This window comes from Kocuria himachalensis (assembly GCF_054784195.1).
In genome coordinates this window covers 214,812-230,129 of record NZ_BAAGPL010000008.1, presented here as the reverse complement: position 1 = coordinate 230,129, position 15,318 = coordinate 214,812, and the positions used below count along the sequence as shown (strand labels likewise).

The following is a 15,318-nucleotide window of genomic DNA, read 5'->3' as shown; positions in this document are numbered from 1 at the left end:
TCCGGTCGCTCCGACCGGGTCAGCCGCCGACGGCGTCGACGGCCTGCCGCAGCCGCGCCACGCCCGCGGCGCGGTCCGCGAGCCGCAGCCGGAGCACGGGCCGCCCGTGGTCGGCGAGGACCTGGGCGTCCCCGTCGGCCTGGGCCGAGATGAGCTCGCCGAAGCTGAACGGGCTGTCGGGGATGTCGAGGTCCGTCTCCGAGGCGGCGGTGATCTGCAGGTACACGCCCTCCGCCGGTCCGCCCTTGTGGTACTGGCCGGTGGAGTGCAGGAACCGCGGGCCCCAGCCGAAGGTCACGGGCCGGCCGGTGACCCGGGCGAGGACCGGGCGGACGCTCTCCAGCTCCGCCCACGCGAGCCGGTCGAAGTACGCCTGCACGGACAGGTAGCCGGTCTCCGGCAGCTGCGCGAGCAGCCTGGCCAGCGCCTCCTCGACCGTCTGCGCCCCGTCGAGCAGCTCCTGCGCGCCGCGGATCTCCACGGGACCGTCCACGACGTCCGCGGCGGTCGGCTGCGGCTTGTCCTCGAGCAGGGCGCGGGTGGCGTTCTTGGCGGACTCCACGTCGGGCTGGTCGTACGGGTTGATGCCGAGCAGCCGCCCGGCCGCCGCGGTGGCGACCTCCCACAGCATGAGCTGGGCGCCGAGGGAGCCGGAGACCCGCACGACGTCGCCCTCGGGGGCCTGCTCGTCGTCCACGCCGACGAGCTCCACCACGAGGACGTCGGCCGCCCCCGAGGAGGCCTCCGGGACGTCACCGGCGCCGGCGACGACGGGCAGCACGCCCTTGCCCTCCTTGCCGGTGGACTCCGCGATCAGCTGCTCCGCCCAGTCGGCGAACCCCGCGATCCCGGAGCCCAGGTCCTGGAACACGAGCTTGTTCCGCAGCGGCTGGGTACCGCCGAGGGCGGCGCCCAGGTGCAGGCCGGGGTTGTCCTCGGCGTCCTCGCGCAGCACCTCGCCGGCCTCGTCGGCGTCGTCGAGCAGCGCCCCGACGTCCACGCCGGCCAGTCCGGAGGGGACCAGGCCGAAGGCGGTCAGCGCGGAGAAGCGCCCGCCCACGGTCGGGTCGGCGGTGAAGACCCGGCGGTAGCCGGCCTCCCGCGCGGACGCCTCCATGGGCGAGCCGGGATCGGTGACCACCACGATGCGCGAGGCGGCGTCGATGCCGGCGTCCTCGAACGCCCGGGCGAAGACCCGGCGCGCCGAGTCGGTCTCCACGGTGGAGCCGGACTTGGAGGAGACCACGATCGCGGTGCGCTCGAGGCGGTCGGCGAGGGCCGCGCCCACCATCTCCGGGTCCGTGGAGTCGAGCACGAACAGCTCGACCCCGGCGGTCCGGGTGATCACCTCGGGGGCGAGGGAGGACCCGCCCATGCCCGCGAGAACGAACCGGTCCACGCCCTCCGCCGCGAACTCCTCGCGCAGCGCGGTGATCTCGGCGACGAGCGGGCGGGAGACCTCGGCGGCCTCCACCCAGCCCAGCCGCTTGGCGGACTCGTCCTCGGCCGCGGCCCCCCACAGGGTGGGGTCCTGGGCGAAGAGCTTCGAGGCGAACCTGTCGCCCACCAGCGCGGGCACGTGCCGGTCGACGGCCTCGCGGGCCGCGCCGGAGGTCTGGACGGACAGGGAGCTCATGGGTTCTCCTTCGGGTGGGGCAGCACGGACGGAACTCGGGTCAGGACGGGGCGGGCTCAGCGGGCGTTGTCGAGGGCGGCGCGCACGGTGTCGAGCAGCTCCGTCCAGGAGTCCTCGAACTTGGTGAGCCCCTCCGCCTCGAGCTGGGCGACGACGTCGTCGTAGGACACCCCCACGCCGGCGATCCGGTCCAGGAGCTCGTTGGACTCCGCGTAGGTGCCGGTGACGGTGTCCCCGGTGACCTCGGCGTGGTCGAACGTGGCCTCCAGGGTCTTCTCGGGCATGGTGTTCACGGTGTTCGGGGCGACCAGCCCGGTCACGTACAGGGTGTCCGGCAGGGACGGGTCCTTGACCCCGGTGGAGGCCCACAGCGGGCGCTGCGGGTTCGCCCCGGCCGAGGCCAGCCGCTCCCAGCGCTCGGTGGTCAGGGCGTCCTCGTAGATCTGGTAGGCGAGCCGGGCGTTGGCCAGACCGGCCTGGCTCTTGAGCGCGGCCGCCTCGTCGGTGCCGATCGCGTCCAGGCGCTTGTCGACCTCGGAGTCCACCCGGGAGACGAAGAAGGACGCCACGGAGTGGATGCCGGCCAGGTCCTTGCCGTTCTCGAGCGCCTGCTCCAGGCCCAGCTGGTAGGCGTTGATGACCGCGCGGTACCGCTCGAGGGAGAAGATCAGCGTCACGTTGACGGAGATCCCCTCGGCGATGGTCGCGGTGATCGAGGGCAGGCCGGCCTCGGTGGCGGGGATCTTGATCAGCGCGTTGGGGCGGTTGATGGTCTGGGACAGCCGCTGGGCCATGGCCGCGGTCGCCTCGGCGTCCTGGGCCAGGCGCGGGTCCACCTCGATGGACACCCGCCCGTCCACGCCCTGGGTGGCCTCGTGGACCGGGGCGAAGAGGTCGCAGGCATCGCGCACGTCGTCGGTGGTGATGGCCAGCACCGCCTCGTCCACGTCCGTGCCGGCGGCGGCGAGCTCCTTGACCTGGTCCTCGTAGGCATCGTGCTTGGCCAGTGCGGCGGCGAAGATCGTTGGGTTCGTGGTCACGCCCACGACGTCCTTCTCGTCGATCAGCCGCTGCAGCCCGCCGGAGGTCAGGCGTTCGCGGGACAGGTCGTCGAGCCAGATCGAGACGCCGGCGGCGGAGAGCTTCTGGGTGGGGGTGGTCATGTTCGTGTCAGTCCTCGTGCTCGGGGGAAAGGGATCGGTCGGTGCGCGCCGAGGCTCAGCGGCCCACGGAGGCGGTGGCCTGCGCGGCGGTCAGGGACTCCTGGGCGGCGGCGGTGACGGCCTCGGCGGTGATGCCGAACTCGCGGTAGAGGGTCTCGTAGTCGGCGGACTCCCCGAAGTGCTCCAGGGACACGGCCCGCCCGGCGTCGCCGAGCAGGTCCCGCCAGGACATGGCGACCCCGGCCTCCACGGACACGCGGGCCTTCACGGCCGCCGGCAGCACGGACTCGCGGTAGTCGGCGTCCTGGGCGTCGAACCACTCCCGGCACGGCATGGACACCACCCGGGCGGCCACGCCCTGCTCCTTCAGCTGCTCGCGGGCCTCGACGGCCAGGGAGACCTCGGAGCCGGTGCCGATCAGGATCACGTCCGGGGTGCCCTCGGTGTCGGCCAGGACGTAGCCGCCGCGGGCGACCCCCTCGGCGGAGGCGAACTTCTCGCCCTCGGCCTCGGGGTGGAGGTCCGCCCGGGCGAAGGTGGGCACGTTCTGGCGGGTCAGCGCGATCCCGGCCGGGCCGTGCCGGTTCTCCAGCATCGTCCGCCAGGCGATCGCGGTCTCGTTGGCGTCGGCCGGGCGCACCACGTCGAGCCCGGGAATGGCGCGCAGGGCGGAGAGCTGCTCCACGGGCTGGTGGGTGGGTCCGTCCTCACCGAGGCCGATGGAGTCGTGGGTCCACACGTAGATCGAGGGGACCTTCATCAGCGCACCCAGGCGCACGGCGGGGCGCTGGTAGTCGGAGAAGATGAGGAACGTCCCGGAGAACGCCCGGGTCTGCGAGGACATGGTGATGCCGTTGACGATCGCCGCCGCGGCGTGCTCGCGGATGCCGAAGTGCAGCACCCGCCCGTAGGGGTTGCCGGTCCACTTCGCGGTGGAGCGCGCCTCCGGGATGAAGGAGGGCGCGGACTCGATGGTGGTGTTGTTGGAGCCGGCCAGATCCGCGGAGCCGCCCCACAGCTCCGGGAAGGTGTCGGCGATCGCGTTGATCACCTTGCCCGAGGCCGAGCGGGTGGCGACGTCCTTGCCGGCCTCGAAGACCGGGAACGCCTCGGCGTAGTCCTCCGGGAGCTCCTCGGCGCGGATCCGGTCGTAGAGCTTCGCGCGCTCGGGGTTGGCCTCCCGCCACGCGGCGAAGTCCTGCTCCCACTGCGCACGGACCTGGCCCATCGAGTCCTGGATGGAGCGGGTGTGGGCGAAGACCTCGTCCTCGACCTGGAAGGACTTCCCGGGGTCGAAGCCGAGGATCTCCTTGGTGGCGGCGACCTCCTCGGCCCCGAGCTTGGAGCCGTGGATGCCCCCGGTGTTCTGCTTCTTGGGCGCCGGGTACCCGATGATCGTGCGCAGCGCGATCAGCGAGGGCCTGGTGGTCTCGGCCTTGGCCGCGCGGATCGCCGCGTAGAGCTCCTCGACGTCCTCGACGTAGTCGCCGGTCTTCGTCCAGTCGACCCGGTTCACGTCCCAGCCGTAGGCCTCGTACCGCTTCAGCACGTCCTCGGTGAACGCCACGTCGGTGTCGTCCTCGATGGAGATGTGGTTCTGGTCGTAGATCACCACGAGGTTGCCCAGTTCTTGCACCCCGGCCAGCGAGGACGCCTCGGAGGTCACGCCCTCCTGGAGGTCCCCGTCGGAGGCGATCACGTAGACGGTGTGGTCGAAGACGGACTCGCCCGCCGGGGCCTCGGGGTCGAACAGGCCGCGGGTGTAGCGCTGGGCGTAGGCGAAGCCCACGGCGGAGGCGAGGCCCTGGCCGAGCGGGCCGGTGGTGATCTCCACGCCGGTGGTGTGCCGGTACTCGGGGTGGCCCGGCGTCTTCGAGCCCCAGGTCCGCAGGGACTCGATGTCCTCGAGCTCCATCCCGTAGCCCGAGAGGAACAGCTGCAGGTACAGCGTCAGGGAGGTGTGCCCGGGGGAGAGGACGAACCGGTCCCGGCCGGTCCACCGGTCGTCGGTGGGGTCGTGCCGCATCACCTTCTGGAAGAGCAGGTACGCCGCGGGGGCCAGGGACATCGCCGTGCCGGGGTGGCCGTTGCCGACCTTCTCCACCGCGTCCGCGGCCAGCACCCGCACCGTGTCCACGGCACGCCGGTCCAGCTCGGTCCAGGTCAGCTTCTGATCGAGTTCGGTCGCCAAGATTCGGGGCCCTTTCCATTGGGGTCCGCTGCCGTGCGCAGCGGGCGCCGGTCACCGACCGGCGGTTTGGGTCCAGCTTAGGTCACGCGCATTTCGGCCGTGTGACCGACGGCACCGGCCCGGGGGGCCCCGGAGGTCTTTCCCGTCATGTCCGGAGCCGGGACGAGCGCCCTCACGCGCTATGCTGTATAGGACCTTCTTCCGCGCCCGCGACCACCGGGCCGACCGCTCCTGCGGGTCGGCGACGCACCGTCTCCGGGCCGTCCTCGCGCACGGAGCCGGGGGAACACCACCGCAACCGGGAGCAATGATTCTGTGAACTCACTCGAGACGTCGGGACCCGCAGGACGAGCCGTCCTGGGCACCGGGCACACGGGTGTTGCGGCGGCCCCTCGCCGCGAGGGGCGGATGACGGCCTCCCGGAAGCTGCGGGCCTACGTCGCCCTGATGAAGCCGCGGATCATCGAGCTGCTGCTCGTGGCGACCGTGCCGACCATGATCTTCGCCCAGCAGGGCATGCCGAACCTCTGGCTCATCCTCAACACCCTCGTGGGCGGCACGCTCGCGGCGGGCGCGGCCGGTGCCTTCAACTGCTACATCGACCGGGACGAGGACCGGGTGATGAAGCGCACGGCCAAGCGTCCGCTCGTCACCGGGGAGGTCACCGACCGCGAGGCCCTCGTCTTCGCGTGGGCGCTCACGGCCGTGTCGGTCGCCTGGCTCACGATCGGGGTCAACGTGCTCGCCGGCGTCCTGGGCGCGGCAGCCATCTTCCTCTACGCCGTCTTCTACTCGATCGTGCTCAAGCGCCGCACCGCCCAGAACATCGTCTGGGGCGGGGTCGCCGGGTGCATGCCGGTGCTGATCGGGTGGGCCGCGGTGACGGGCGGCCTCGACTGGCCCGCGCTCGTGCTGTTCCTCTTCATCTTCCTGTGGACCCCGCCGCACTACTGGCCGCTGTCCATGAAGTACGCCGACGACTACTCCCGCGCGGGGGTCCCCATGCTGGGCGCCGTGGCCGGGGCCCGCACCGTGGGCAGCCAGGTGGTCCTCTACGCGTGGGCCACGGTGGTGTGCTCGCTGCTGCTCGTCCCCGTGGGCGGCGCCGGCTGGGTCTACGCGGTGACCGCGCTGGCGGCGGGCGCCTGGTTCGTGGGTCACAGCCACAAGCTGCACGCCCTCGCCGTGGCCGGCCGGCCCACGGACAAGCAGGCGATGCACGTCTTCCACGGCTCCATCGCCTACATCACGTTCGTGTTCCTCGCCCTCGCCGTGGACCCGTTCGTGGGCGGTCCCGTCCTCTGAGCCCGCCGGGGCCGGTGGGCCCCGTGGTGACCGGTCCGGCCGGGGGATCTGCCGGACCTAGGATGGTCGCATGCTCAGCATGACCTTCACCGGGCTCGTCGCCTACCCGATCACCCCGTTCCAGCAGGGCGGCCGCCTGGACCTGGAGTCCTTCGAGCGCTACGTCGGCCGGCTGGCCCGCTCGGGAGTGGACGCCCTGGTGGTCCTGGGCAGCTCGGGCAGCTTCGCGTACCTCTCCGGGGAGGAGCGGGCCGAGGTCGTGGGCGTCGCCGTGCAGGCCGCTCGCGGCTCCGGGGTGCCGGTGGGCGCGGGGATCTCCGCGATGACCACCCGCGAGGTCCTCGAGATGGCCTACGCCGCGGAGAACGGCGGAGCCGACGGGCTCGTCCTCAACCCGCTGTCCTACATCCCGCTCGTCTCCCAGGAGATCGCGGACCAGGTGGAGACCGTCTCGGCGGCCGTGTCCCTGCCGCTGTGCATCTACAACAACCCGACGACGACGGGCTTCACGTACCCCGTCGAGCTCGCCGCCGAGCTGTCCTGGCTGGAGAACGTCAGCGCGTTCAAGGACACCGCGGAGTCCCCGGAGGACCTCGCCGCACGGCGGAGCCGGTTCGGAGAGCTCGCGGAGCCCGGGACGGCCCACGGCGTGAGCGGTGAGCGGCTGCTCCACGAGGCGGCGCCGGACGCGGCGGCCTGGCACTCCGGGATCGCCGCGGTGCTCCCGCGCCAGTACGCCGCCTTCCGCGCCGCGGTCGTCGCGGGCGACGACTGCGCGGTGCGCACGTGGCAGGCGGCGCTGACCCCGCTGATGGAGATCCTGCGCCAGGAGCGGCCCCTGAGCTCCCTGTACGCCCTCGCCGAGGTGTGCGGCGTGAGCACGGCCCCGCCGCGGCGGCCGCTGCTGCCGATCCCCTCGGCCAGCCGGCAGCGCCTGGCCCAGGCGGTGGAGGAGCTGCTCGACGAGGCGCCCGACGAGCGGGCCTGAGGGCCTCAGCCGCGGGCAGGCGCCTCGGCAGGCTGCGCACGGTCGGCGCTCCGCAGCACCGGGTGCGGGGTGCGGGTGACCGCGAAGCCCTTCTCCACGGTGCGGGCGGTGGCCCAGACCAGCAGCGCGGAGCCCACCAGGTGCAGGGCCACGGCGACGATCGGGACGCCGTTGAAGTACTGGTAGTAGCCGATGAGCGCCTGCAGGACCAGCACGGCGAGCATGACGTTGAGGCTCGAGGCGAGCGGCACGGGCCACCGGTGCCGGCGCGCGAGCACCAGGCCGAGGACCACGGTCACGACGATCAGGTACACGGGCACCGCGTGGGCGCGGGTGATGAGGTAGGCGTCGAAGGCGTGCCGGGCGGTGGTGTCGTCCCCGGCGTGCGGGCCCGTGCCCGTGACCAGGGTGCCCAGGTAGAGGATCAGCGCGGTGAGCACCGCCAGGGCCGCCATGAGCAGCCGGACGGTGCGGCGCTGCCCGTAGGCCTGGCCGGGACGCTCCGCGTCCCGCACGGCGGGCAGGGAGCGCCGCCGGGTGCGGTTCACCAGCACGGTGGCCAGGGCGATCATCGCCCCGGAGATGAGGTAGTGGATGCCCACGATCCAGGGGTTGAGCCCGGTGAGCACGGTGATCCCGCCGACCACGGCCTGCAGCGGGATGCCGAGGCCCAGCAGCAGGGCGATCCGGAAGAGGTCGCGGTGCTCGCGGCGCAGCCGGAGCACGGCCAGGAACGTCAGGACCGCCACGGCGGCCAGCAGGAACGTCAGCAGCCGGTTGCCGAACTCGATGAGCCCGTGCATGCCCATCTCGGGGGTGTTGGTCCAGGACTCGTCCGTGCACCGCGGCCAGGTGGGGCACCCCAGGCCCGAGCCGGTCAGCCGGACGAGCCCGCCGGTGAGGATGAGCACGGAGTTCGCCAGCAGCGACGCGACGGCGAGCCACCGCACCCACCGGGTGATCCGGGTCGGCAGCAGGACGCTGCCGTTCTCGCGGACGTCGACGTCGCTGGGGTCGCTGGCGCGGTTCATGAGTTCACTTCCGGACGGGGTCGGTGCGGTGGGGTCTCCACCCCCAGTTTATCCGGCTCCGCGGCCCCCGCCTCCCGCCGGCCGGGACGGTCCCGCGGCCCCCGCCCCGCGGCCACCGGCACGGGTCCCGAGCCGGCGGTTCAGCTCCAGCGGAACCAGCGCACGGCCCCGGCCCAGGCGGCGGCGGCCCAGGCGGCGAGCACCAGCACCGGCAGCGGCGTGGGCGCCCCGGTGAGGAACGTCTCACGCAGGGCGGTGCCCAGCGCGCCGGAGGGCAGCAGCTCCACCACCCAGATGAATCCCGCCGGCAGCGTGGTCGAGGGGAACAGCGTGCCGCCGACGGCGGCGAGCAGCACCCACACGAGGTTGGTCACGGCGAGGGTCGCCTCGGCGCGCACCGTCCCGGCGAGCAGCAGCCCCAGCCCGGTGAACGCCGCGGCGCCGAGCAGGAGCACCGGCACGGAGACGAGCACCGCCACCGCGTCCGGGCGCCAGCCCAGGGCCGCGCCGAGCGCGGCCACGAGCACGTACTGCACCACGAGCACCGCGACGATCGCCAGCAGCTTGCCGGCGATCAGCCCGCCGCGGCCCAGGGGAGTCGTGGAGAGGAAGCGCAGCACCCCGTAGCGGCGGTCGAAGCCGGTCTGGATGCCCTGCCCCGAGAAGGCGTTGGAGAGCACGCACAGCGCCAGCACGCCCGGCACGGCGACGTCCACGCGGGAGGCGCCGGCCGGCACGGCGGCGTCCAGCAGGTCGGTGAGGGTCAGGGCCACGAGGGCCATGAGCGGCAGGATCAGCAGCAGCAGCAGCTGCTCCCCGTTGCGCAGCATGGTGAGCGCCTCGTAGCGCGCCTGCCCGGCGACCCGGTGGGCCAAAGGAGCGGGGGCCGAGCGCGGGGGCGCGGCGTGCGGCTGGGCGGGTGCGGTCATCGGATCTCCCGTCCGGAGATGTCGAGGAAGACGTCCTCGAGGGTGCGCGGCTGGAGGGACAGGGACTCGGGCATCGTGCCGGTCGCGGTGAACCACCGGGTCACGGCCTCGAGCATCGCGGGGGTGAGGGCGCCGGTGAGCGTCACGGTGCGGTCGGCGCAGTGCGTGCGGACGTCCTCGAACCCGGGGTCGTCCCAGGGGAACGGCCCCGCGCGCAGCTGCTCGGGGGCCAGCGTCAGCACGAGCACGGCCGGGGCGTCGGCGCCGGGGGCCACCAGCTCCGCCACGGAGCCCTGGGCCATCACCCGGCCGTGGTCCACGATGTAGACCTGGTCGGCGAGGCGCTGGGCGTCGTCGAGCAGGTGCGTGGTGAGGATGATGCACACGCCCTCGCGGCGCAGCTGCTGGACGAGGTCGAACACGATGTTGCGGGACTGCGGGTCCATCCCGGCCGAGGGCTCGTCGAGGAAGAGCACCTCCGGACTGCCGGCCAGGGCCGCCGCCAGGGCCACGCGCTGGCGCTGGCCGCCGGAGAGCCGGCGGACCACGGTGCGGTCGAAGCTGCTGATGCCGAGCCGCTCCACGAGCTCGTCCATGTCCCGGGGGCTGCGGTAGAGGGACGCCACGTGCCGCAGCAGCTCCAGCGGGCGCACGGCCTGGGGGAGCCCGCCGTCCTGGAGCATCACGCCCACGCGGGCGCGCAGGGCGGGACTGGCCCGCCACGGGTCCTGGCCCAGCAGGCGCACCGTGCCCGCCGAGGGCCGCTGCAGACCCTGGGCGCACTCCAGGGTGGTCGTCTTGCCGGCACCGTTGGGCCCCAGCAGCGCCGTGATCTCGCCGTGCCGCGCGGTGAGGGACAGGCCGTTGACGGCGTGCACCACGTCGGCTCGCGTGGCGCCCGGTCCGGCCGGGCGCCGGGAGCGGCGCCGGCGGACGGGGAACTCCTTCACGAGGCCCTCGATCGAGAGCGCGGGCGAGGACGCGGGGGGACTCTGGGCGGGCACCGGACCAGTGTAGTGCGGCGCGCCCGCTGGCCGACCCCCTTGGCCCCACCGCGCCCGGGGGTTATTATGAGTAGGTCGTGATTCGAGGACGGCGGCCGGGTAAGGCTCCACTTACTGGTCAGGGCGGAATGAATTACGACATACTCCGGTTGTGTATTAAAGGCGCCCCAGCAGGTCGCACGATGCACCACGAGAACCTCCACCCCGACCAGGAAGCGATCGGTTCACCCATGACTCAGACCACGGACGCCAGGAGCAGGTCCCGCTCCGGCCCGCGGGCGGAGCAGGAGGAGAACACCCGCTCGCGCGTGCTCGGCGCCGTCCTCGAGCACGGTCCCGTCTCGGCCGCCGACCTCGGCGAGATGCTCGAGCTGACCCCGGCCGCCGTGCGCCGCCACCTGGACGCCCTCGAGCAGCAGCACTTCATCGAGGTCACCATGGTCCGCCGCCGCAGCGGAGGCGCCGGCCGGCCGGCGCGGCGCTACGTCGTCGCCCCCGAGGGCCACGCCAAGCTCGGCGACGACTACCTCGAGATCGCGACCGACGCGCTCGAGTCCATCCGGCGCATCGCCGGCCCGGACGCCGTGCAGTCCTTCATCCAGGAGCGCGTGGACCGACTCGAGGCATCATACCGCCCCGAGGTCGAGGCCGCCGGGGACGACGTCGCCGACCGCCTGCCCGTCCTGGTGCGGCTGCTCAGCCGCGACGGGTTCGCCGCCTCCACCAACGAGGTGGCCGTCGGCCGCGGGGAGTCCCGCACCATCGTGTCGGCGCAGATGTGCCAGGGGCACTGCCCCGTGCGCGACCTCGCCGCCCGCTACCCGCAGTTCTGCGAGCTGGAGACCGAGCTCATTGCCCGGCTGCTCGGCACCGACGTCCGCCGGCTCTCCACGCAGGCCGCCGGCGCGCACGTGTGCACCACGCACGTGCCCCTCACGCGGCCGGGACCCGCCGCGGCACCGACTTCCGTGGACCGCACCGCGGACCACGTCACAGACCAGACAACAGAGGAAGGCCGTCATGACTGAGCAGATCGCCAGCGGCAACGACACTGTCATCGCCGACATCCTGGAGAAGAACCCCGAGCTCGAGGGCATCGGCACCTACGAGTACGGCTGGGCCGACTCCGACGTCGCCGGCGCCTCCGCGCGCCGCGGTGTCGACGAGGACGTCGTCCGGGACATCTCCGCGAAGAAGAGCGAGCCGCAGTGGATGACCGACCTGCGGCTGAAGGGCCTGAAGTTCTTCGACCGCAAGCCCATGCCCACGTGGGGCGCGGACCTGTCCGGGATCGACTTCGACAACATCAAGTACTTCGTGCGCTCCACGGAGAAGCAGGCCGCCACCTGGGAGGACCTGCCCGAGGACATCCGCAACACCTACGAGAAGCTCGGCATCCCCGAGGCCGAGCGCGGACGGCTCGTCTCCGGCGTGGCCGCCCAGTACGAGTCCGAGGTCGTCTACCACCAGATCCGCGAGGACCTGGAGGAGCAGGGCGTCATCTTCCTCGACACCGACACCGCGCTCAAGGAGCACCCGGAGCTCTTCGCGGAGTACTTCGGCACCGTCATCCCCGTGGGCGACAACAAGTTCGCGTCCCTGAACACGGCCGTGTGGTCCGGCGGCTCGTTCGTCTACGTCCCCAAGGGCGTGCACGTCGAGATCCCGCTGCAGGCCTACTTCCGCATCAACACGGAGAACATGGGCCAGTTCGAGCGGACGCTGATCATCGCGGACGAGGACTCCTACGTCCACTACATCGAGGGCTGCACCGCGCCGATCTACAAGACCGACTCGCTGCACTCCGCCGTCGTGGAGATCATCGTCAAGAAGAACGCCCGCGTGCGCTACACGACCATCCAGAACTGGTCGAACAACGTGTACAACCTCGTGACCAAGCGCGCGATCGCCCACGAGGGCGCCACCATGGAGTGGATCGACGGCAACATCGGCTCGAAGGTCACCCAGAAGTACCCGGCGGTCTACATGACCGGGGAGCACGCCCGCGGCGAGACCCTCTCGATCGCGTTCGCCGGCGAGGGACAGCACCAGGACACCGGTTCCAAGATGGTGCACATCGCCCCGAACACGTCGTCGTCGATCGTCTCGAAGTCCGTGGCCCGCAACGGCGGCCGCGCCGCCTACCGCGGTCTCGTGCAGGTCCGCGAGGGCGCCCACGGCTCGCGGTCCAACGTGGTCTGCGACGCCCTGCTGGTGGACACGATCTCCCGCTCCGACACGTACCCGTACGTCGACATCCGCGAGGACGACGTCACCATGGGCCACGAGGCGACCGTCTCGCGCGTCTCCGAGGAGCAGCTGTTCTACCTCATGCAGCGCGGGATGGCCGAGGACGAGGCCATGGCGATGATCGTGCGCGGCTTCGTGGAGCCGATCGCCCGCGAGCTGCCCATGGAGTACGCGCTCGAACTCAACCGCCTCATCGAACTGCAGATGGAAGGATCCGTTGGCTGACATGTCCAAGCTGAACGAAACGATTCGCAACGCCACGGAGGCCGCCGCCTCTGCCGCCACCGCGGTGGCCGAGAAGGCCGCCGGTGCGGCCAAGGGCGTCTACGACAACCTGGGCGAGAAGGTCGACGGGGTCCGCACCGGGGACGGGCGCGTCGCCATCCCGGGCATGGACCTGGAGGGGGAGCGGCTGGCCCGCGACAAGGTCGAGAACGACACCCTGGTGCGGCACACCTCCCACGGCGACATCTCGGGCGTGCCCGACTCCTCCCGTGCCGGGCGGCGCACGTCCTACGACGTCGCCGACTTCCCGAAGCTCACGGGCCGGGAGGAGGACTTCCGGTTCACCCCGCTCAAGCGCCTCAAGGGCCTGCACGCCGACGCCCTCACCGGCGCGGCACCCGCGGTGACCGTCGACTCGGACGCGGTCCGCGTGGAGACCGTGGGCCGCGACGACGCCCGCATCGGCAGCGCCGGCATCCCCGAGGACCGGGTCTCCGCCAACGCGTGGAGCAGCGTCACCGAGGCCACCGTGATCACGGTGCCGCAGGAGGCCGAGGTGACCCAGCCGGTCGTCGTCGACATCCACGGCACCGACGCGACCCCGGCGGCCCAGCACCTGGTGATCGACGCGCAGCCCTTCTCCAAGGCCCTCGTGGTCCTGCGCCACCACGGCAGCGCCGTGCTCTCGCAGAACGTCGAGTTCCGGGTCGGCGACTCCGCGAACCTGACCGTGGTGACCCTCCAGGAGTGGGACGACGACGCCGTGCACGCCTCCTCCCAGCAGGCGCGCCTCGGCAGGGCGGCCACGTTCAAGCACGTGCTCGTCTCCCTCGGCGGCGACCTCGTGCGCGTCACCCCGTCCACCCGCTTCGACGCCCCGGGCGGCTCCGTGGAGCTGTACGGGCTGACGTTCGTGGACGCCGGCCAGCACCTGGAGTCCCGGCTGTTCGTGGACCACTCCCAGCCGAAGTGCACGTCGCGGGTGACCTACAAGTCCGCGCTGCAGGGCGAGAACGCGCACGGCGTGTGGGTCGGCGACGTCCTGATCCGCGCCGTCGCGGAGGGCACCGACACCTACGAGCTCAACCGGAACCTGATCCTCAACGACGGCCCGCGGATGGACTCCGTGCCGAACCTGGAGATCGAGACCGGCCTCATCGCCGGCGCCGGCCACGCCTCCACCACGGGCCAGCTGGACGACGAGCACCTGTACTACCTCATGTCCCGGGGCATCCCCGAGGACGAGGCGCGCCGGCTCGTGGTCCGCGGGTTCCTCTTCGAGATCATCCAGCAGATCGGTGTCCCGGACATCGAGGAGCGGCTGCGCGAGGCCGTCCAGGACGAGCTCACCTCCGCGAACTACTGAGCCTGCTCCCGCGCGCACTCTTTTCCGACCACAGACTTTTTCGACCACAGGAGAACCATCCATGGCAACTCTCGAGATCAAGGACCTGCACGCGTCCGTCGTGCTCGACGACGAGACCACCAAGCCGATCCTCAAGGGCGTGAACCTGACCATCACGTCCGGTGAGGTCCACGCGATCATGGGCCCCAACGGCTCCGGCAAGTCCACGCTGGCCTCCACCATCGCCGGGCACCCCAAGTACGTCGTCGACTCCGGCGAGGTCCTCCTGGACGGCCAGAACGTCCTGGAGATGTCCGTGGACGAGCGCGCCCGCGCCGGGCTGTTCCTGGCCATGCAGTACCCCGTGGAGATCCCCGGCGTGACGACCTCCAACTTCCTGCGCACCGCCAAGACCGCGATCGACGGCGAGGCTCCTTCCCTGCGCACGTGGACGAAGGACGTCAAGGCCGCCATGGAGCAGCTGAAGATCAGCCCCGACATGATCCAGCGCAACGTCAACGAGGGCTTCTCCGGCGGCGAGAAGAAGCGCCACGAGATCCTCCAGCTCGAGCTGCTCAAGCCGAAGATCGCCCTGCTGGACGAGACCGACTCCGGTCTCGACGTGGACGCGCTCAAGGTCGTCTCCGAGGGCGTCAACCGCGCCCTCGAGACCAACGACATGGGCGTCATGCTCATCACCCACTACACCCGCATCCTGCGCTACATCAAGCCGCAGTTCGTGCACGTGTTCCACGACGGCCGCGTGGTCGACGAGGGCGGGCCCGAGCTCGCCGACCGGCTCGAGAACGAGGGCTACGACCGCTACCTGGCCGCGGCCAAGTAAACGGCCCGACCCCATCAGCCCCGAAAGGAGGCCAGCGATGGCCGACACCCCTGCTGAGACCACCGCCGACCCCGCGACCGCGGGCCGGCCCTCCACCGAGGAGGTCGAGGAGGCGCTCAAGAACGTCATCGACCCCGAGCTCGGCGTCAATATCGTGGACCTGGGCCTGCTCTACGGCTCCAAGTGGGCCGAGGACGGCGCCCTGGTCCTCGACATGACCCTGACCACGGCCGCGTGCCCGCTGCAGGACGTCATCGAGGACCAGTGCGCTGCGAACCTCGACCCCATGGTCGACGAGTGGCGCGTCAACTGGGTCTGGATGCCGCCGTGGGGTCCCGACCGGATCACCGAGGACGGCCGCGACCAGATGCGTGCCCTGGGCTTCAACATCTGATCCTTCCCTCCTG

At 71.9% G+C, this 15,318-nt stretch carries 13 protein-coding genes; 7 read left to right on the top strand and 6 right to left on the bottom strand.

The window, feature by feature from the left end; genetic code table 11:
- Nucleotides 1-19: 19 nt before the first annotated feature.
- The 3 genes from ACYVM4_RS06675 to tkt are packed head-to-tail and all read right to left on the bottom strand — an operon-like array spanning nt 20 to nt 4,990.
- The gene (locus ACYVM4_RS06675) at nt 20-1,636 is read right to left on the bottom strand and encodes a glucose-6-phosphate isomerase (protein WP_460668025.1); all 1,617 of its coding nucleotides are present in this window, start codon (nt 1,634-1,636) and stop codon (nt 20-22) included.
- A gap of 56 nt (nt 1,637-1,692) precedes the next feature.
- On the bottom strand, nt 1,693-2,799 hold the full coding sequence (gene tal / locus ACYVM4_RS06670) for a transaldolase (RefSeq protein WP_368819853.1): 1,107 nt from the start codon (nt 2,797-2,799) through the stop codon (nt 1,693-1,695).
- A gap of 55 nt (nt 2,800-2,854) precedes the next feature.
- Nucleotides 2,855-4,990 (bottom strand): transketolase, encoded by a 2,136-nt coding sequence (tkt, locus tag ACYVM4_RS06665; RefSeq protein WP_460668024.1) that lies wholly within the window; start codon nt 4,988-4,990, stop codon nt 2,855-2,857.
- Nucleotides 4,991-5,398: 408 nt separating this feature from the next.
- Between tkt and ACYVM4_RS06660 the strand changes: the two genes are divergently transcribed.
- Nucleotides 5,399-6,295, top strand: coding sequence for a heme o synthase (locus ACYVM4_RS06660; RefSeq protein WP_368819851.1), 897 nt, complete (start codon nt 5,399-5,401; stop codon nt 6,293-6,295).
- 70 nt (nt 6,296-6,365) lie between these two features.
- Entirely contained in the window at nt 6,366-7,283 is a 918-nt protein-coding gene (locus ACYVM4_RS06655) for a dihydrodipicolinate synthase family protein (protein WP_368819850.1), read from the top strand.
- Between the two features lie 5 nt (nt 7,284-7,288).
- Here the strand turns inward: ACYVM4_RS06655 and ACYVM4_RS06650 are convergent, their stop codons facing one another.
- The 3 genes from ACYVM4_RS06650 to ACYVM4_RS06640 form a co-directional block, all read right to left on the bottom strand.
- Nucleotides 7,289-8,314, bottom strand: coding sequence for a COX15/CtaA family protein (locus ACYVM4_RS06650; RefSeq protein ID WP_368819849.1), 1,026 nt, complete (start codon nt 8,312-8,314; stop codon nt 7,289-7,291).
- Nucleotides 8,315-8,454: 140 nt separating this feature from the next.
- Nucleotides 8,455-9,243, bottom strand: coding sequence for an ABC transporter permease (locus ACYVM4_RS06645; RefSeq protein WP_460668023.1), 789 nt, complete (start codon nt 9,241-9,243; stop codon nt 8,455-8,457).
- Nucleotides 9,240-10,247, bottom strand: coding sequence for an ABC transporter ATP-binding protein (locus ACYVM4_RS06640; protein ID WP_368819847.1), 1,008 nt, complete (start codon nt 10,245-10,247; stop codon nt 9,240-9,242). Before ACYVM4_RS06640 ends, ACYVM4_RS06645 begins: the two co-directional genes overlap by 4 nt.
- A gap of 230 nt (nt 10,248-10,477) precedes the next feature.
- On the opposite strand from ACYVM4_RS06640, the gene ACYVM4_RS06635 reads away from it, so the two are divergent.
- The 5 genes from ACYVM4_RS06635 to ACYVM4_RS06615 all read left to right on the top strand — a co-directional run bounded on the left by ACYVM4_RS06635 (nt 10,478) and on the right by ACYVM4_RS06615 (nt 15,305).
- Complete coding sequence (locus ACYVM4_RS06635) at nt 10,478-11,275, top strand: helix-turn-helix transcriptional regulator (RefSeq protein ID WP_368819846.1); 798 nt, start codon at nt 10,478-10,480, stop codon at nt 11,273-11,275.
- Nucleotides 11,268-12,722 (top strand): Fe-S cluster assembly protein SufB, encoded by a 1,455-nt coding sequence (gene sufB / locus ACYVM4_RS06630; RefSeq protein WP_368819845.1) that lies wholly within the window; start codon nt 11,268-11,270, stop codon nt 12,720-12,722. The genes ACYVM4_RS06635 and sufB overlap by 8 nt, the downstream gene beginning before the upstream one ends.
- A gap of 166 nt (nt 12,723-12,888) precedes the next feature.
- The gene (sufD, locus tag ACYVM4_RS06625; protein ID WP_368819913.1) at nt 12,889-14,088 is read left to right on the top strand and encodes a Fe-S cluster assembly protein SufD; all 1,200 of its coding nucleotides are present in this window, start codon (nt 12,889-12,891) and stop codon (nt 14,086-14,088) included.
- 61 nt (nt 14,089-14,149) lie between these two features.
- Entirely contained in the window at nt 14,150-14,911 is a 762-nt protein-coding gene (sufC, locus tag ACYVM4_RS06620; RefSeq protein WP_368819844.1) for a Fe-S cluster assembly ATPase SufC, read from the top strand.
- 37 nt (nt 14,912-14,948) lie between these two features.
- On the top strand, nt 14,949-15,305 hold the full coding sequence (locus ACYVM4_RS06615) for a metal-sulfur cluster assembly factor (protein ID WP_368819843.1): 357 nt from the start codon (nt 14,949-14,951) through the stop codon (nt 15,303-15,305).
- Nucleotides 15,306-15,318 lie beyond the last annotated feature (13 nt).